At 70.2% G+C, this 17,327-nt stretch carries 12 protein-coding genes; 5 read left to right on the top strand and 7 right to left on the bottom strand.

The genetic code is table 11. From position 1 onward, the window contains the following. Window positions 1-69 precede the first annotated feature (69 nt). Entirely contained in the window at window positions 70-1,272 is a 1,203-nt protein-coding gene (locus ABZY89_RS15195; protein WP_355228405.1) for a cation:proton antiporter, read from the top strand. Here ABZY89_RS15195 and ABZY89_RS15190 read toward each other — a convergent pair. Beyond that, window positions 1,269-3,509 (bottom strand): LuxR C-terminal-related transcriptional regulator, encoded by a 2,241-nt coding sequence (locus ABZY89_RS15190; protein ID WP_355228403.1) that lies wholly within the window; start codon window positions 3,507-3,509, stop codon window positions 1,269-1,271. The two genes, ABZY89_RS15195 and ABZY89_RS15190, sit on opposite strands and share 4 nt — an antisense overlap. A gap of 228 nt (window positions 3,510-3,737) precedes the next feature. Between ABZY89_RS15190 and ABZY89_RS15185 the strand changes: the two genes are divergently transcribed. The 3 genes from ABZY89_RS15185 to ABZY89_RS15175 all read left to right on the top strand — a co-directional run bounded on the left by ABZY89_RS15185 (window position 3,738) and on the right by ABZY89_RS15175 (window position 5,914). Then, the gene (locus ABZY89_RS15185) at window positions 3,738-4,175 is read left to right on the top strand and encodes a hypothetical protein (protein WP_355228401.1); all 438 of its coding nucleotides are present in this window, start codon (window positions 3,738-3,740) and stop codon (window positions 4,173-4,175) included. Window positions 4,176-4,288: 113 nt separating this feature from the next. Then, entirely contained in the window at window positions 4,289-4,618 is a 330-nt protein-coding gene (locus ABZY89_RS15180) for a carboxymuconolactone decarboxylase family protein (RefSeq protein ID WP_355228400.1), read from the top strand. Window positions 4,619-4,753: 135 nt separating this feature from the next. After that, on the top strand, window positions 4,754-5,914 hold the full coding sequence (locus ABZY89_RS15175; protein WP_355228398.1) for a hypothetical protein: 1,161 nt from the start codon (window positions 4,754-4,756) through the stop codon (window positions 5,912-5,914). A 22-nt stretch (window positions 5,915-5,936) separates the two neighbouring features. Here ABZY89_RS15175 and ABZY89_RS15170 read toward each other — a convergent pair whose 3' ends face one another. Together ABZY89_RS15170 and ABZY89_RS15165 are read right to left on the bottom strand one after the other, a co-directional pair. Then, complete coding sequence (locus ABZY89_RS15170) at window positions 5,937-11,453, bottom strand: carboxyl transferase domain-containing protein (RefSeq protein WP_355228397.1); 5,517 nt, start codon at window positions 11,451-11,453, stop codon at window positions 5,937-5,939. A gap of 145 nt (window positions 11,454-11,598) precedes the next feature. Next, the gene (locus tag ABZY89_RS15165; RefSeq protein ID WP_355228395.1) at window positions 11,599-12,057 is read right to left on the bottom strand and encodes an agglutinin cell wall attachment protein; all 459 of its coding nucleotides are present in this window, start codon (window positions 12,055-12,057) and stop codon (window positions 11,599-11,601) included. 148 nt (window positions 12,058-12,205) lie between these two features. On the opposite strand from ABZY89_RS15165, the gene ABZY89_RS15160 reads away from it, so the two are divergent. After that, window positions 12,206-12,787 (top strand): helix-turn-helix domain-containing protein, encoded by a 582-nt coding sequence (locus ABZY89_RS15160; RefSeq protein WP_355228393.1) that lies wholly within the window; start codon window positions 12,206-12,208, stop codon window positions 12,785-12,787. On the opposite strand, the gene ABZY89_RS15155 is transcribed toward ABZY89_RS15160, so the two are convergent. The 4 genes from ABZY89_RS15155 to ABZY89_RS15140 are packed head-to-tail and all read right to left on the bottom strand — an operon-like array spanning window position 12,765 to window position 17,306. Further along, window positions 12,765-14,003 (bottom strand): amidohydrolase family protein, encoded by a 1,239-nt coding sequence (locus ABZY89_RS15155; RefSeq protein WP_355228391.1) that lies wholly within the window; start codon window positions 14,001-14,003, stop codon window positions 12,765-12,767. The genes ABZY89_RS15160 and ABZY89_RS15155 overlap by 23 nt on opposite strands. Next, window positions 14,000-14,773 (bottom strand): creatininase family protein, encoded by a 774-nt coding sequence (locus ABZY89_RS15150; protein ID WP_355228389.1) that lies wholly within the window; start codon window positions 14,771-14,773, stop codon window positions 14,000-14,002. The genes ABZY89_RS15155 and ABZY89_RS15150 overlap by 4 nt, the downstream gene beginning before the upstream one ends. Beyond that, entirely contained in the window at window positions 14,773-16,116 is a 1,344-nt protein-coding gene (locus ABZY89_RS15145; RefSeq protein WP_355228388.1) for an FAD-binding oxidoreductase, read from the bottom strand. The genes ABZY89_RS15150 and ABZY89_RS15145 overlap by 1 nt, the downstream gene beginning before the upstream one ends. Window positions 16,117-16,121: 5 nt before the next feature. Next, window positions 16,122-17,306 (bottom strand): hypothetical protein, encoded by a 1,185-nt coding sequence (locus ABZY89_RS15140; protein ID WP_355228386.1) that lies wholly within the window; start codon window positions 17,304-17,306, stop codon window positions 16,122-16,124. Window positions 17,307-17,327: the final 21 nt, after the last annotated feature.

Genomic DNA, 17,327 nt, shown 5'->3' with positions numbered 1-17,327 from the left:
TCCCCACCGGTCCGTGATACACGGGAGTGACACCCGAAGAACATCCTGGTAGGCCGGGAGGTCCGTCACATGGAAACCTCGGCGCTCGTAGCGGTCCTCGCGACGATCGTCGCGTGGTGCGTCCTCGCAGGCCGCCTCCAACAGCTGGGGCTCACCGCCCCCATCGTGTTCGTGGCAGGCGGCTGGGTGTTCGCGGACGTACTCGGTCTTCTCGAGCTCGGGGCCGAACCCGAGCTGGTCAAGGTCATCGCCGAGGTCACCCTCGTCTGGGTCCTCTTCGCGGATGCATCGCGGGTCCGGCTCGGGCAGTTCCAACGCGATCTGGGCACCTACGTTCGGCTGCTCGGCGTCGGTCTGCCGCTGACGATCGCCATCGGCACCGGAGCCGCGATGATCGTGCTCGGCTTCGACCCGTGGGCAGCGCTTCTGGTCGGCGCCGCGCTCGCGCCGACGGATGCCGCCCTCGGTGCACCCGTCATGTCGAACCCGCACGTGCCCGCGAAGGTGCGAAGCGTTTTGAACGTGGAGAGCGGGCTCAACGATGGCATCGCCACCCCGATCGTGCTGGTGGCCATCGCCGGTGTCGCGGTCGAGGAGGGGGTGCACGGTGTCGAGAGCCCCGGCGGCGCGGTCGTCTCCCTGCTGGTCGGCCTCCTCGCGGGCATCGTCGTCGGCAGCGTGGGCGGCCTGGTCACCAGGCGCGCACGCGAGCGCGGCTGGCTGTCCGAGGAGCTCGGCGGCCCGGCCGTTCTCGCACTCGCCCTGCTGGCGTACACCGCGGCACTGTTCACGGACGGGAACGGGTTCGTCGCCGCCTTCGTGGGCGGTCTGGTCTTCGGGAACGTTGCCGGGCGAAGCGGCGAGAAGGAGGTCTACTTCGTCGACCAGTCCAGTGACATGGCCTCGATGATCAGCTGGCTGATCTTCGGCGCGCTGGCGATTCCGGTCATCCAGGGGTCGTGGAGCTGGGCGATGCTGGGCTACGCCGTGCTCAGCCTGACCGTCGTTCGCATGCTGCCGGTCGTCCTGGCACTGCTCGGTGCGGGGCTCGATCGCTACAGCGTGGTGTTCGTCGGCTGGTTCGGCCCGCGCGGCCTGGCCTCGGTCATCTTCGCGTTGATCGCGCTGGAGGATCTCCACGCCGCGGGTGCGGACGTGGTCGCAGTCATCTCGCTCACGGTTCTGCTCAGCGTGATGGCGCACGGCTTCAGCGCCGTACCGGCGGCGAACCGGTTCGCCGCGAAAGGACCCCGTGCAGATGAGCCTGGCTAGGAGCCGAGGAGCCCGATCGAGATCACCTGCCGGACCGCATCGCTCCGCGAGGTGACGCCCAGCTTCCGGTAGATCGAGGCGACCTGCGAGCTGACGGTGTTGCGGGAGACGAACAGTCGCTCGCCGATCTCCCCGATCGTGAGGTGGGTCTGGAGGTAGGGCAGCAGGCGCAGCTCGGCCGGGCTCAGGGGCGGCCTGCCAGCGGTGACGCGTTCTGAGGAGTTGATCCTGGCGCGCAGCCTCGCGACCTGGTCGACCAGCACCCCGAGGTCCGGTCGGCGCTGCAGCACGTCGTCGATCTCGCGCAGCAGGTGCCGGGCGGACGTCTGGTCGCCGCGTGCCCAGAACACCCTGGCCAGCTGGAGGCGACTACGCACGGCCAGGTGCGGCAGTACGTACGTGCAGGACGGACGCGCACGCATAGCCCGCGTCAGCTGCCGGTCCACCTCACCGAGATTCCCGTCGTGCAGCCCGAGCCGGGCAGCGGCCGCGAACGCGAGGACGCTCATCGCGTAGTCGTACATCCGGTGCTTCTCGACGACGGCGAGGGCGAGAGCCACCCGCTCCGCCGCCTCGTCCCATCGTCCGCGTTCCATCGCCAACAGCGCGAGCTCGGCCTGAGCGTCGACGATGCTGTCGGTGTTGCCGAGCTCGGCTCCGGCGGTGGAGCTCTCGGCGAACAGGGCAGCGGCCCGCTCGACGTCCCCGATGAGCAGATGCGCCTCGGCCGCGCCGGCCAGGGCGGTGTCGCGCCAGGGGCTCCACGGCGGTTCCTGTGCCATGGCGAGGTCGGCATCACGCATCATCGCCGCGGGTCCCGCCGGGCACATGGCGGCCCGCAACATGGCGCGCGCTGACTCGAACGATGCAGTGCCGTCCATCGGCACCCAGTCGTACTCCGCAGCCTCTGCCACGGCAGCCCAGCGCTGCGCCCCGAGGGGGTCGCCACCCAGGACGTCCATCCAGGCGGCCAGTACGGCCAACGGAGGGTGTTCCTCGATGGCCGAGTCACCGAGCGCGGACAGCCACCGCCCCACGGTCGACATCTGCCCGGCGCTGTAGGTCGGCAGCACCAGCTGCGTCGTGATCTGGACGCACCGATCACGCTCTGGCGTGTTCAGCAGGTGCTCGAGGGCCATCGCCGAGGACTCGTTGGCCTCGAACCAGTCGGCGGCCCGCAGGTGCAGCTTCGCGACGACATCGGGTTCGACCCGGCGCAGCTCTCCGAGCAGAAACTCTCGATACAGCGGGTGATAGCGGTACCACTCCCGCCGCCGGTCGAGCGGGAGCAGGAACGAGTTGGATCCCTCGAGCGCGAGAAGGCGATCCTGACCGTCGGTATCCCCCGAGAGCGCATCGCACAGGGAGCCACAGAGGCGGTCGAGCACAGCGGTACGCCGCAGGAACCGTTGCGTCGCCTCGTCCTGCTGGCTCAGGGACTCCCGGTACAGATAGTCGGCCACGTACCGGTCGTCGCCGGAGATGGTCGACACGTCCTGTCTCGTGTCCCGGGCGATCATCGCCGCCAGGTGCAGGCCGGCCGCCCAGCCCTCCGTCCGTTCGGTCACCCTCAGCGCCTGTTCGCGCGTGAGCGGCACCTGTGCCGCGGTGAAGATCTGCTCGGCACCCGTCACATCCAGCGCCAGGTCGGGCCCCAGCACCTCGAGGACCGTGCTGGAGGCGCGCAGCCGAGCCAGGTGCGGCTGCTCGACCCGGCTCGCCGACACCAGCTGGGAGCCGACCGGAACACCGGAGATGACCACGCTCAGCACATCGTGGCAGGCCGAGGAGTGCAGCTCGTGCAGGTCATCCACCATCAGCACGAAAGGTTCCGGGCTTCGGCTGAGGGCTGCGGCGAGGCGAGGTGCGGCGCGACCCAGCGGCGAGACGCCCAGACCGCTCACGTCGGCGACCACGCCCTGTTGATCCGGCACGGCCCGCGCGTACGCCGAGGCGAGCAGCACGAGGAGGGCGCTGGAGTCGTCGTCCAGGCGGTCGAGCGACACCCAGCCGACCGGGCGGTCCTCGGCCTGTGCCCACTGCGCCAGGAGGGTGGACTTGCCGTAGCCGGCGGGCGCGGTGATTCCGACCGACGGCGCGCCGCTGCTCCGGGCCGCCTCGATCAGAGGGGCCCTGCTCACCAGTCTGAGCGGCAGCTCGGGAACCGAAAGCTTGACGTCCAGCAGAACGTCGTCGAGCCCGGCAGCCGTTCGCGCGGCTTCGCCAGCGTCTTCCACTCTTTGCACGCTAGAGATCCGGGCAGCCCGACGTCTCATCCCTGACGGATGACTTGTGGGTTGACCCGGCGGAGTCTCGGCCACCTTCTCAGTCCTGGCGGCCTCACGTTTCACACAATGAGGATGATTCGCCAACGGGTCCCGGCGACCAGATTGAGATCGTCCGTTCACTTCACGACCCGACACCGAGTCCGTCGTGGTCGGCGGCAATCCAAGGAGCGTCCCGTCATGACCGAACAGACCCCATTGAACGAAGAGACCACCTGGCGGGCGCAGGAGCCGCCGCCCAGTGGCTTGGCGACCGGCTTCATCATGTTCGCCGGCGTGATGATGATCATGGCCGGCAGCTTCCAGGCCTTCTCCGGCCTGGTCGCCATCTTCGAGAACGAGTTCTACGTCACGACCCCCAACTACCTGCTCCAGCTCGACGCCACCAGCTGGGGCTGGATCCACCTGCTGCTGGGACTGCTCGTCGTGTTCGCGGGCTTCGCTGTGCTCAACGGCATGGTCTGGGGTCGCATCATCGGAGTCGTCCTGGCCGTACTGAGTGCCTTCGCCAACTTCGCGTTCCTCCCGTACTCGCCGTTCTGGTCGATGCTGATCATCGCTGTCGACATCTTCGTCATCTGGGCGCTGACTGTGCACGGGCGCGACATCACCCGCTGACCTGGCCGGTTCGTCCACTTCGGGTGATGTCGCGGGCGGACCCTCCAGACAGCCTGAGGAGTGGCCTCGTTCGAGGCCAGTCCCACGACCACCGAAGGGTTGCCATGTCAGACATGACCGCATCCGACACCCCCGTCCTCGACCTGCTCGCCACCATGACGGCCGAGTCCGTGCAGGTATCGAGCCTCGACGTACAGTCCATCGCTCTCGTCCGACTCGCTGCCCTCGTCGCGAGCGACGCTCCGGCCGTCTCCTACGCGTTGAACCTCGCGATCGCCGACGAGGTCGGCCTCGACGTCGAGGCCGTCCGCGGTGTGCTCGCGGCGATCGCACCCATCGTCGGGACGTCGCGGGTCGCAGCGGCGACCAGCCGCATCGTCCTGGCGATCGGAGTCGGCATCGAGCAGGCATCCGCGCAGATGGCCGACGACGAACCGAACTGACGCGCCATGTCGAACGACTCGCCCATCACACGCGAACTCCGAGAACCCACCGACGACCCCGTCGTCACCACCGCAGACCGACCCTCACGAGGCCGCTCGATCGCGGCGGTGATCTGTTTGGTGCTGGCCGGGTTGTTGACCACGCCTGCTGCGGTGGCCTACTGGGGGCAGCGCACTTTGAACGACGCCGAGCGATACGTCGAGACCGTCGGCCCTCTGATCGAATCTCCCGAGGTGCAGGACGTGATCGCGACCCGGGTCACCGGGGCGATCCAACAACAGGTCGACGTCGAGGCGATCCTCAACACCGCGTTCGCCGGCGTGATCGACGACAGACCGCGCCTGGAGCAGCTCGTGGCGCCACTCGCCGCGGCCATCAACGGTCTGGTGGAGCGCGAGGTCCGCGCGTTCATCGCCTCCGACGAGTTCGCCGACATCTGGGTCCTGGCCAACACCAGAGCCCAGCAGACCCTCCAGCGAATCCTGAACGGCGACGACTCCGGTGCCGTGTCGCTCCAGGGCGAAGAGGTCGTGCTCGACGTCGACGAGGTCATCGAACGAGTCAAGGAGCGACTTGTCGCCCGGGGTCTGACCATCGTCGAGAACGTGCCCATCCCCGAGACCGACCGTCAGATCGTACTGATGGAAGCACCCCAGCTCAGGCAGGTGCGCACGATCTACGCCTTCTCGAACCCGGTCGCCCAGTGGCTCCTTCCCGTGGTCGGGGTCCTGTTCCTGGCCGCCTTGGTGCTGGCCCGCCGCCGCCCACGGATGGCGGTGTGGATCGGGGCGGTCGTGGCTGCCAACGCCCTGCTGCTGGCGTGGGTGCTGTCCATCGGGCAGCAGATGTTCATCAACGCGCTCTCCGGCACCGACTTCGGCCCGGCGAGCAGGGTCTTCTTCGACACCCTGCTCGCCTACCTGGAACGCGGCCAGCAGGTGGTCCTGTGGCTCGGTCTGGTGATCGTGGTCGCCGGCTGGTTCGCCGGTTCCAACAGGTCCGGCACCACCGCACGTACAACCATCGGCGGGGGTCTCGAGAACCTCGGCGCTCGCTTGGGAGACGGCCCCGTCGGCGGAGCGGGCCGCTGGGTCGCCGCCAACGTGGCCTGGCTGCGAGTCGCCGTGGTGGCGTTGGGCGGCGTGGTCCTGCTCTGGGGCAACAACGTCACGATGGACCGACTCTGGTGGTCCCTGGCTCTGGTCCTCGGTCTGCTGGTCGTTCTCCAGGTTCTGGTCGGAGCCGGCCGGCCCAGGGAGCCAACCGCCTCCCTGGGCTCCAGCCCGGCGACCTAGAGCATGTGGTGACCTCGATCGGTCACCCGTCGCCCAACGCCCGCTCGATGACCTCGACCACCTTGGGCCGCAGGTCGCTGGCTGCGATCACCTCGTCCACCGAGCCGACCTCCACGGCACGGTGGATGTCGTGCACGTCGTCGAACTCGGCCGCGACCTCGGCGATCTTGTCCGCCCGCAGCTGAGCGCGGAGCTCGGCCAGCTCGACGACGAGCTCGCCGCGCTCCCCGTCCTCGGCGTGGTCGATGCGCTCCTCGAGCGCGGCGACCCGTGGGTCCGCCGCCGCCCGCTTGGAGACCTCCGCAGCGAACACGACGGCCGCCGCAGGAGCGCCACCGAGGACCGAGGCGTACGAACCCTCGATGGCGAGCACCGTCATCGACGGGTTCAGGTGCTTGGAGAACACCACGAACGCACCGCCGTGGTAGCGGGAGATGACGCAGAAGACGATCGGGCCCTCGAAGTTGACGACCGCGCGGCCGATCTCGGCGCCGTACTCGAGCTGCAGGTTGCGCATCGACTCCGGGGAGCCGTCGAAGCCGGACAGGTTGGCGAGCACCACCAGCGGCCGGTTGCCCGATGCCGCGTTGATCGCGCGCGCGACCTTCTTCGACGACCGCGGGAACAGGGTGCCCGCGGTGTAGGTGTCCGGACCGTCGGTGGGAGGGAAGCCGGCGCGCGGCACCGGCTTGGACTCGATGCCGACCAGGCTGACCGGGTAGCCGCCGATCCGGGTGTCGACGACCACGGCGGTGTCGGCATCGGCCATGCCGGCCCACCGCTCGAGCATCTCGTGGTCGGCGTCGGCCAGCGCCCGCATCACCGTGCGGATGTCGAAGGGTCGCTTGCGGTCGGGGTTGTGCTCGGCCGAGAAGATCTCGCCGACGCATGCGAAGTCACCCTCGTGCGGGAAGGACGACACGTCGCGGTCGATCGGGTCTGAAGTCGGCGCGCGGCGCGGCCCGGTCTCGCCGGGGACCACGTAGCTGTGCTCGTAGTGCGCCATGAGCACCCGGAAGGCACCGGCCAGGTCGGGCACCCAGTACTGCGCCTGACCGTTCGGGCCCATCACCCGGTCGTAGCCGCCGATGCCGTGGTTGTCCTCGGCGGACACACCGCCGGAGAAGTCGAGCGACTGCTTGCCGGTCAGCACCATCGCGCTGTCCGGGGTCATCACCAGGATGCCCTTGGTGTGCATCAGCATCGTCGCTTCTGCGTTCCAGTAGGGCTGGGCGCCGACGTTGATCCCGGCGACGACGATGTTGATCTCGCCGCCGTCCTGGGTGAAGTGGACGATCCGGCGCAGCGCGGCGGCGACCCAGTCCATATTCTCGGTGCCGCTCTCCATCGAGATCCGGGCACCGGCCGACACCGCGAACCACTCGACCGGGATCTGCATCCGCTCGGCGAGGTCGATGGCCGCGATCACCCGGGCGCACTCGGGCTCCGAGAGCGCGCCGAGCGACTTGAGCGGGTCACCGCAGAGCACGACTCGGCTGATGCCGTCGGGGTAGAGAGAGCTCGGCGTGGTCACGACGGCGACGATGATGCCGGCGCTGTTGAGTCCGGGAGCACGATCGACGGGTACGAGTACGCCGTCGGCGTCGAGGTCGTGCTCGACGACCGTGCCGCTGCCGGCCAGGGCGCGCTGGAGCTCGTAGGGGTAGACGAGGCCGCGGCGTCGGGCGCGCAGCACCTTGGCGGCGTACTCGTCCATCGGGGCGAGCGGCTCGGTGGGCGGCTCGATGACGTCGGCCACGACACCCGCGCCTGGCTTGGCGTGGAAGCGGATGGCCAGCGGGGTCGGGGCGTCGCCGTCCTGCCCGGCCACGCGGCCCTGCGCGAGCACCTCCTCGATCCCGGCGCCCTCGCTGAGCGGGGTGATCTTGCTCTGCAGCGCGGTGATCTGGTCGAGATCCGCCTCGACGACCGGCCACACCGTCACCCACACGTGGTTGATGTCGAGCTTGGTGCCCTCGCGGCCCCGGGCGGAGCGTACGCGGCGGATCGCCTCGAGGCAGTTCTCCACGGCCCGCTCGACGTGCGGCAGCGCGATCACGCGGCCCTCGTCGTCGCGGACCACGGCGAGCTGTCGGGCCTGGGCCGCCGCGACGAGGCGGCGGTCGGCCGGGTTGGCCCGGGCGACGCACTCGTAGAGCAGGACGTCGTCGGGCGCGGCGAGCCTGGTGACGTCGAACTCGCTGAGCCGCCACAGGTTGAGCCTGCGACCGACCATCGGGTGCATGCCCCGGACCAGGCTGTCCTCGACCAGCTCGGCGGTCGGGGTGTGAGGGGCGCCGTCTGCGTGGTGGCGGTAGGTGAAGTAGTCGATGGGCTGCGGCGCGGCATGGCAGACCGCGATCGAGACACGGCGGGCGCGGCGGGCGAACTCGTGGCCGGCGAGCATCTTGGCGAGCTCGGACGAGGCGAGGTCCGGATCGGCGGGCGCGTCGGTCCAGCGCAGGTAGATCTCGACGACGTCGTCGTGGTCGGAGCTCAACGCCGAGGTGATGGCAGCACCGAGTGGGCCGTCGGGACGGGCGAGCTCCGTCACGTCGCCGATGGTGGACACGACTCGGGTCGCACCCTTCTCGTCAGTGGCGTACTCGGCGTGCGCGAGCGGGCGTCCGCCGTCGTCTATGCCGGTGACGGTCAGGTCGTGCAGGTGGTAGTCGCGGTAATGGCGCCGGATCAGCACCTCCAGCAGCGGCTCGCGCTCGGGAATACCCTCGACCAGCCGGTCCCGGAGGAATCCGACCAATGGCTCGGGGACAGCCGCTAGTGCATCGATGCGGGCGGCCCGGTCAGGGGCGTCTGGGTCGGTGAGGGCGGCGACCTCGGCCGACACTCCCTCCAGCACCGCGCGGCGCTCGTCATCGACCAGCGCCTGGTCGAACCAGCCGAACCGGACCGAGCGAGCCAGGTCGCCGACCACGGCGAACCGGCGCTGCGTGGCGCGCACCATCCGCTCCAGCAGCGCGCGGACCGCAGCGGCGTCCTCCGACGCCGGCGGCGGGTCGCCGAGCCAGCGCTGCAGCACCCCGATGGCGACGTCGACGTCGGAGGGATGCTGCTGGGCGAGGAAGATGCGGAACACCGCACGCTCGAGCTCCGGCGTACGTTCGAGGTCGGAGACCCCGTAGTGCGCGAGGACCCGCAGCAACTTGTCGCGGAAGTGGTCCGGGAGCGCGCCTCGGTCGGGGTCGAGACTGCGCAGGTAGGTGTGGAAGTACTCCCGCGAGCTGTGCACGCGCAGCTCGGTGGACGGCTCGTCACCGGCCGGACGGTTGCGGCTGAGCTCGGCGAAGTCGGTGAACAGGGCCAGCAGGTCCATCTCGGTGCGGAGGGTGTCCGCGGGCGCACCGGTGGAGCGAGAGGCCAGATGAGCGGCGAGCAACGCCGGACGCTGATCCTCCTCGACGTCGTAGCCGAGCAGCAGGCTGCTCAGGTCGTCCAGCGCCCCGTTGCTGCGGCCCCGCTCGGTGGTCGGCTCGGGCAGATCGAGGTCGGCCAGGGTGGCAGTGGTCGCCTCGCCCTCGGCCTCGCCGGTCGGCTCGAGGCGCAGCAGCGGCGCCGCGGTCTCGACCTGGCTCCCGACCCGGACCAGGAGCTCCTTGACCCGGCCGGTGAACGGCGCGGTCAGTGCGGTCTCCATCTTCATCGACTCGAGCACCAGCACGGGGTGCCCGGCTGCCACCTCGTCGCCGACGGCGAGCGGAGTGGAGACGACGAGCGCCGGCGCGGGGGCGCGGACCATGCCGCCCTCGTCGCGGCTGACCCGGTGCATCACGTTGTCGACCTCGACCAGATGGACGGGGCCGTGGGTGGCGGTCACCAGCCGGTAGCGGTGGCCGTCGACGGTGAGCCGGCCGTGCACCTCGTCGATCCGTTCGAGGGTGGCGGTGAGGGTGCGCCGCTCGCCGCCGGCCGTGATGGTGACCTGGTAGCGGGCGGGTCCGGACTGCCGCACGGTCAGGGCGTACGTCGCCCCGCGCAGCTTGAGCTCGATGGTGCGGGCAGGGTCGTGCTGGATCTGGGGCCGGCCCCCCTGGGCGGTCTGGAGCATGCGGGCGATCTCGCCGCGCTCGGCCTCGTCGTACCCCTCGATCGCGGCGGCGACGAGCGCGACGCCGGCGTGCCGGGCCGCCTGGAGCCGTCCCTCGCCGCGCACCCGGTCGATCCACCCGGTGTCGGCCCAGGCCGGGCTGCCGGTGGTGACCTCGGGCTGGTCGAGGAGGTCGAGGATGAAGCTCTTGTTGGTCGCGCCACCGTCGATGATGACAGTGGTCTCCCCCATCGCCCGGCGCAGCCGCGCCAGCGCCTGCTCGCGGTCGGCGCCCCAGGCGATCACCTTGGCGATCATCGAGTCGAAGTCGGCCGGGATGGTGTCGCCCTCGGCCACGCCGGTGTCGACCCGGATGCCGGGGCCGGCGGGGAACTCGAGGCGGCTGATCCGGCCCGGAGCGGGCGCGAAGTCGCGGTCCGGGTCCTCGGCGTTGAGCCGGGCCTCGACCGCGTGGCCGCGCTCGACCGGACGGTCGCCGGTGAGCGGTACGCCGGAAGCGACCTGGATCTGCAGCGCGACCAGGTCGGTGCCGGTCACGGCCTCGGTGATGGGGTGCTCGACCTGGAGGCGGGTGTTGACCTCGAGGAAGGCGAACGTCTTCTCGCCCGGGTGGTAGAGGAACTCGACGGTGCCGGCTCCGGCGTAGCCCACCGCTGTGGCGAGCCGCTCGGCAGACGCCTTGAGCTCGGCGGCCTGCTCCTCGGACAGCAGCGGGGAGGACGACTCCTCGATGACCTTCTGGTTGCGCCGCTGCACGGAGCAGTCGCGTACGCCGATCGCCCAGGCGGTGCCCTGACCGTCGGCGATCACCTGGACCTCGACATGGCGGGCGTCGGTGACCAGCTTCTCGAGGAATACGACGCCGCTGCCGAACGCCCGCTCCGCCTCGTCCCGGGTTCGCTGGTACGCCTCGGCGAGCTCGGCACCGGAGGTGACCTTCCGGATGCCGCGACCACCGCCACCGGCGGTGGCCTTGAGCATGAGCGGGTAGCCGATCTCCTCGGCGCTGGCGAGTGCCGACTCGAGGTCGTCCACGCCGCCGCGGCTCCAGGGAGCCACCGGGACGCCGACCTCCTCGGCGATCAGCTTCGAGCCGATCTTGTCGCCCAGCTTCCGCATGGCCTCGGCGCTGGGACCGATGAAGGTGACACCCAGCCGGTCGCACAGCTCGGCGAAAGCTGGGTCTTCGGCGACGAAGCCCCAGCCGACCCAAGCGGCGTCGGCCCCGGAGGCGACCAGCGCCTGCTCGAGGACGGCGAGATCGAGGTAGGGGCGATCCGCGGCCGCGCCGAGCAAGTAGGCCTCGTCGGCCTCGCGTACGAACGCCGACCCGGCGTCGACGTCGGTGTGCAGCGCGATGGTGCGGATCATCCCAACGGATGTATCCCGCGCGCTGAGGTCGCGGACGGCATGGATCAGACGCATCGCGGCTTCACCGCGGTTGACGATGGCAATTCGAGAGACCTGTGGCACGGTGCAGACCCTTTCATCAGGCGCCGCCCCTGTGACCGCTTAACTCCGACAGGCTTCTGATGGATTCCTTGTCGATTTCCTAGTGGACATCGTCCGGCGACGCCCCAGGATCGCGCCGGTGTGATGCGTCCAGGATGGCCGTTTCCTACAACGTCCGGCGGGCTCCGTTGACCTTCTGCCGGAGCCAGTCCGGGACCCGGTCGTCGGCACGAGGGAACGTCTCGAGGTCGAGCGCGTACAGCCCCGGGTGGGCCGGCCAGCGCCAGACCGGTTCGTCGTCGTAGTTGAAGACGACGTTCGTCGAGTGCTTCTCCCCCTCGCCCTCCCCGCTCGCGATGGTCCAGCGCGCGGAGAACCAGGCGCCGCGGCCGGGCTCGTACATCACCCGCCTGAGCTCGTCGGTCAGCGCGAGGATCGTGTCGGGCGGCCGGGCGTGGGCGAGGCTGCCGTCCGAGCGGTGCACATCGACGCGCCCGGTGAAGAACATCGACAGGTTGCGGTGGTTGAAGACCAACGTGGACCAGTCGCCCTCTACCTCGTCAGCGAGGTGGAGGGCGATCTCATCGATGAGCTGTTCCTGTCTGACCACAGGAGGAACGGTCATGGCCATCAACCTACTACCGCTGTCGACAGCATTTCGAAACTCCGTTTCGCGGAGCAGGAACGGATGTGTTGTTTCCGACATACGACGGCTCCGTGAGTTCCTCGTGACGCGGTGAACGCGGAGCGCCGTCGACGGCTAGGTTGAGCAGGTGACTCGGAACCCGCGACAGTCCCTGGATCGCTCGGTGCTGCGGCTCGGCGCCCGCGTGCGGGAACTGCGCAAGGCGCGGGGGCTGACGCTGGTGCAGCTCGCCGAGGCGACCGACCTGTCGCACCCGTTCCTCAGCCAGATCGAGCGTGGGATGGCGCGTCCCTCGATGTCCTCGCTGTTCCGGATCGCCCAGACGCTGGGCACGACCCAGCAGGCGCTGCTCGCCGACAGCGTCGAGAGCGCCTCCGCCGGCCCCGTTTCGGTCGTACGCCGCTCCGACCCCGGCACCGCGGAGGCGGCCAACGGCGCCGTGCAGGCTCTGGTCGCCGGGGCCGATCACGCCTTCATCCCGATGGAGTTCACCGGGGACAGGTCAGCCTGGGACCACTACTGGCAGCACGAGGAGGACGAGTTCGTCTACGTGGTCGGCGGGACCCTTCGGATCGACCTCGACGGCGAGGAGCAGGTCATGGAGACCGCCGACTCGGTCTACATCCCCGGCGGCGTACGGCACCGATGGGCCAGCGCCGACGGCGAGCTCTTCCGGCTGCTGGTGGTCAAGGAGCAGCGCAGGCGCTGAGCCGCTTCAGATCTGCAACGATCTCGCGCTCGTCGGCGGTGGTCAGCACGCCGTCGCGTACGACGACCCGGCCGGCCACGACCACGTGCCGCGGACGCCGCCCGGGCGAGGCCCACAGCAGCCCGGCGACCGGGTCGTGGACGCCGGCGTCGGCGACCCCGGAGACGTCCCAGACACACAGATCCGTCCCCGAACCCAGCCCCGGTCGGCCGAGGCCGGCCGCTGAGCCGGTGGTCGCCATCGCGAGCACGTCGTCGGCCGCCAGCGGAGGACCGACCAGCGGCGCCACCTGCATGGCGAGACGGGCATCGGCGAGCAGGTTGCCGGCGTCGTTGCTGCCGCCGCCGCTGGTGCCGAGCCCGACCGCGACCCCGGCCTCACGGAGCGCGGCGACCGGCGCGATCCCCCATCCCATCGGCAGGTCGCAGCCGGGCGCATGGGTGGCACTCACCCCGGCCGCGCTCAGCCTCCGGATCTCGTCCGGCGTCACGTCGCACAGATGGGCCAGGGTCACGTCGGGTGTGAGCCAGCCCCACTCCTCCAGCAGGTCGATCGGACGGCGGCCGTAGCGCTCGGCCGCGATCGCGACGTCGACCTGCTCGTTGGCCTGGGTACGCCGCCGCAGCCCGCGCCGGGCAGCCACCTCCCCCATCAGCCGGAAGGTCGGCTCCGGATCGGAGTGCACCCCGGCCGGCCCGACCGCGACCTGCAGCATGCCGTCGGCGCTCACCCCGCCGGGCGCATCCCCCACCAGCGCCTCCGCGATCAGGTCGGCGCTGTGTGCCGCGGTCTCGGGGTCGTCCCGGGCGGCACCGCGTACGAAGACCAGGCGGGCGCCCAGCTCGGCCGCCGCTCGCGCGGTCTCCTGCGCCAACGGCACCGTCTCCTCCGGTGTCAGGGAGCCCGGCCAGGTCAGGTGATGGTCGGCTACCGTCGTCACCCCACAGAGCAGCGACTCGGCGAGCCCCGCCCGTGCGGCGGCGTAGGTGAGCTCGGCGTCGACCCCGACGCGGTCGTAGGCCGCCGCCATCGTGGGCAGCCAGGTCGCCATCGGGACGCCGCGCGTCCCGGGCAGGGTGCGGAACGCGGTCTGCAGCAGGTGATGGTGGGCGTTGACCAGACCCGGCGTGACCAGGCAGCCCGAGGCGTCGAGGGTGTCCTCGGGCCCCTCGATCGAGAGGTCGCCCGAGGCTGCCCCGGTGATCCGCAGTGTCACGCCGACGGCGTGAAGCGGGAGGCCTCCACGATGACCTCGGCCAGCGTGGCGACCCCGGCCTCGAAGCGGGCCTTGCCGTCCTCGGCGGTGGCGGTGGTCGGGTCCCCGAGGTAGCCGTCGGTGCCGAAGTCGTCGGAGAGCCAGCCGAACGAGACCGGCTTGCCGAAGCCGATGTGCCGGTAGCCGGCCAGTTGCTCGGGCACCTTCCGCTCCCCTCGCTCCTGGTGCACCAGCTCGGGACGCAGGTGGAGCATCATCGAGGTCTCGCCGTGGCCGCCGTGGATGCCGAGGCCGAGCTCGTCCTCCCGCGAGGACCGTCCTCCTTGGTCGGGTGGCACCGAGAGATGCGCGAAGAACGTCGCCAGCCCGAACTGCTTGCGCAGCTCGCGGCTGGCGACCTGCCCGAGCGCGGAGTTCCCACCGTGCCCGTTGACGAAGAGCAGCCGGGTGATCCCGGAGGTGCTCAGCGAGCGGCCGATGTCGACGAGGACCCGCATCAGGGTGTCCCAGGAGAGCCAGATCGTGCCGGGCGACCAGGAGTGCTCGTCGGACTTCGTGTAAGCCAGCGGCTCGAGCAGCACCACGGACGCGCTGCCTGCCGCGGCGACCGTCGCCACCGCGGCCTCTGCGGCCTCGGCGGCGATGACGTAGTCCGTCGAGACGGGCAGGTGGGGACCGTGCTGCTCGATCGCGCCGAGACCGAGCACCGCGACGGTGTCCTCGGGCAGAGCGGCGATCTCGGGAGCGGTGAGGTCGGCGAAACGGGGCATCAGCGGACTCCGATGTTGATGCGGGTGTCGACCAGCGCGTGGTCGGTGAGCTTGCCCTGGTTGAGCAACCCCTTGGGGTCACGCTCGCGCGCGACCGCGGTGACGAGCTCGACGTTGCGGTCGACGTACCACTGGTGGGGCGAGTGCACACCGACCCCGATCTCGTCGAAGCGCGGGATGCCGGCGAGGACCTGCTCCTCGGAGACATACTCGGCGACCACCATCGCCAGCGGGGCGTTCCCCATCAGCTCCAGGTGCAGCCAGACGGGGCCGTCGTAGACCTTCCGCACCCGGTCGGCGTCGCTCCAGTAGAGCTCGCCCCCGGTCTCCATGTGGAACCAGCTCCGGTCCCGGTGCGCGCGCTGGAGGAAGTAGACCGGATGGTTGTAGGACATCCCGGAGAGCAGATCGGTCGCGGCGTAGTCCTCCAGACGAGCCCGTACGCTGCCTCCGGCCGACACGACGAGCGACTCGATCTCGGCGACCGTGGACGCCTCCGCGATCACCCGCAGGCTGTGCTGGGCCGGGTCGAGCTCGACATTGGTGGTCAGGGTCGGGACCAGCGCCGGCTCGTCGCCCGAGGCCAGCCTCGGCAGCACCGGCAGGTCGAGCAAGCGGCGATGCACGGACACCATCGCGTCCCAGCTATCGAAGGCGGCATAGACCGCCACCCAGTCCCGCGCCGGGTCGGTGCGGACGACCACCGAGGTCACCACCCCGGTCACGCCGTAGGCGTGGATGTAGGGCAGCGTCTCCTCGCCCGTCACCGTGAGCAGGCGTCCGCTGCCGTCCATCGGGGCCACCGTCAGCTCGGTGACGAAGCCGTCGGAGGTGGTGCCGTGCTCAATGGTCCCGGTGCCGGCGCTGCCGCCGCCGATGAAGCCGCCGATCGTGGAGCCCTTGGTGGAGGGGAAGATCCACAGGTCGCGCCCGGCCCCCCGGGCCACCTTGTCGATCCGGGTCATCCGGGCACCGGCCCCGGCGCGGAGATGGCCGTCGGCCTGCACCTCGATCGCGTCCAGGCCGCGCAGGTCGAGGATGATCCCGCCGGTGAACGGGGTCGCCTGGCCGTAGTTGCCGGTCCCGGCGCCACGCGGGACGACCGGTACGTCGTGCTCGTAGGCCACGGCCAGCACGTCGGCGACCTCCTGCTCGGTGCGCGGCCGGACGATGGCGTCGGCGACGTACCTGCCGCTCGGCACCTTCTCCTGGAGCACCGGCGACATCCGGGACCAGTCCGAGGAGAGCTTGACCAGCGCGGCCGGGTCGGTCTCGACCCGGTCCGCGCCGAGGCGGTCGGCGACCACGGCGGTCACCTGGGACGTACGCTGCGAGATGGTCATCGACATCACTTCATCGAGATCGAGTCGTCGATGAACCGGTTGTCGTAGAGCGACTCCGGGTCGATGTCCTCGGAGGTGATCGTGCCGGCCTGCTTCATGATCGGCGCGAACGTCTCGACGATCCCCTTCATCCGCTCGCCGTCGATCTGGCCGAAGACTCCGGACTTCGGGTCGTCGTGGACCAGGTCGAGGTCGGTCATCGTCTTGGCGGCGTACGTGGCGACGCCCTCGCTGTAGGTCCAGCCGGTCTGATAGCGCTCGACGATGTCGACGATGATCCCGTTGGCCCAGTCCGGGTCGGCCAGGTAGTCGATCTCGGCCTGCTGCATCACCGGGACGAGCTTCTCGAGGCAGTCGGCCTCCTTCTCGACGTCCTCGGCACGTACCGCGACCGGCTCGGGGTAGATGGTGTAGCCGACCTCGGCGAGCAACTGGTAGCCGATCGGCTTGGCCCAGCTGCCGATCTCGTTCTCGTAGATGTAGGGCTCGGCGGTGGCGAAGCCCTGCTGGAGGATCGTGGGCTCGGTGACGAAGCGCTGCGGGGTGCCCTCGTAGGAGAGGTCGGACTGCTTCTTCTGGATCATCCCCTGCGACTCGAGGAGCGCCGGGATCACGTCGCCGGCGGTGACGACCGGGTCGCCGTCCCCGGCGGCCTCGGCGATGGTCTTCGCGTCGTCCTGGCTCTTCGGGTCCCACATCAGGATCTGTGGCGAGACGGTCAGCTGCGAGGCCAGCGCGACGGTCGGCTGCTTCTCCGCGGCCGCGATCGCGGCGTCGGTGTTGACCGCTCCGATGAGGATGTCCTTGTCGAGGTACATGGTCGCGGGGACGGGCTGGAACCCGGTCGCCGGACCACCCGAGCGGACCTCGACCTTCACGCCCGTGTCGACACCGCCGGAGACGAGCGGCCCGGTGACGGTCTTCTTGTCGGTGTCGACGGTGTAGCCCTCGCCGATCAGGCTGTACATGCCGCCGTGCTCGGCCTCGGGCTGCCAGTCCTGCTGCATCACCACGGTCGCGGGACAGACGTCGGAGAGGTCCTTCGCGCTGCCCTTCTCCGCCTTCGTCACCTCGCCTGCGGTGGCGGTGTTGGCGGCGCCGGAGTCGCTCCCGCAGCCGCTCAGGGCGAACGGGACGATCGTCGAGAGTGCCACGAGGGTGGCGGCGCGCAGGGGTATGTGTCGGTTCATGCTGTGTCCGTTTCTTGGGGG

Source organism: Nocardioides sp. NPDC006303 (genome assembly GCF_040613175.1).
Classification (GTDB): domain Bacteria; phylum Actinomycetota; class Actinomycetes; order Propionibacteriales; family Nocardioidaceae; genus Nocardioides.
The sequence above is the reverse complement of the archived record's forward strand: the minus strand, read 5'-3'. Positions and strand labels throughout refer to the sequence as shown.

Bases quoted from the DNA above. Each gene is read 5' to 3' on its own strand.
- ABZY89_RS15195 (WP_355228405.1), top strand. From the start codon at position 70: ATGGAAACCTCGGCGCTCGTAGCGGTCCTCGCGACGATCGTCGCGTGG.
- ABZY89_RS15165 (WP_355228395.1), bottom strand. From the start codon at position 12,057: ATGACCGTTCCTCCTGTGGTCAGACAGGAACAGCTCATCGATGAGATC.
- ABZY89_RS15150 (WP_355228389.1), bottom strand. From the start codon at position 14,773: ATGCCCCGTTTCGCCGACCTCACCGCTCCCGAGATCGCCGCTCTGCCC.
- ABZY89_RS15145 (WP_355228388.1), bottom strand. From the start codon at position 16,116: ATGACCATCTCGCAGCGTACGTCCCAGGTGACCGCCGTGGTCGCCGAC.
- ABZY89_RS15180 (WP_355228400.1), top strand. From the start codon at position 4,289: ATGACCGCATCCGACACCCCCGTCCTCGACCTGCTCGCCACCATGACG.
- ABZY89_RS15185 (WP_355228401.1), top strand. From the start codon at position 3,738: ATGACCGAACAGACCCCATTGAACGAAGAGACCACCTGGCGGGCGCAG.
- ABZY89_RS15140 (WP_355228386.1), bottom strand. From the start codon at position 17,306: ATGAACCGACACATACCCCTGCGCGCCGCCACCCTCGTGGCACTCTCG.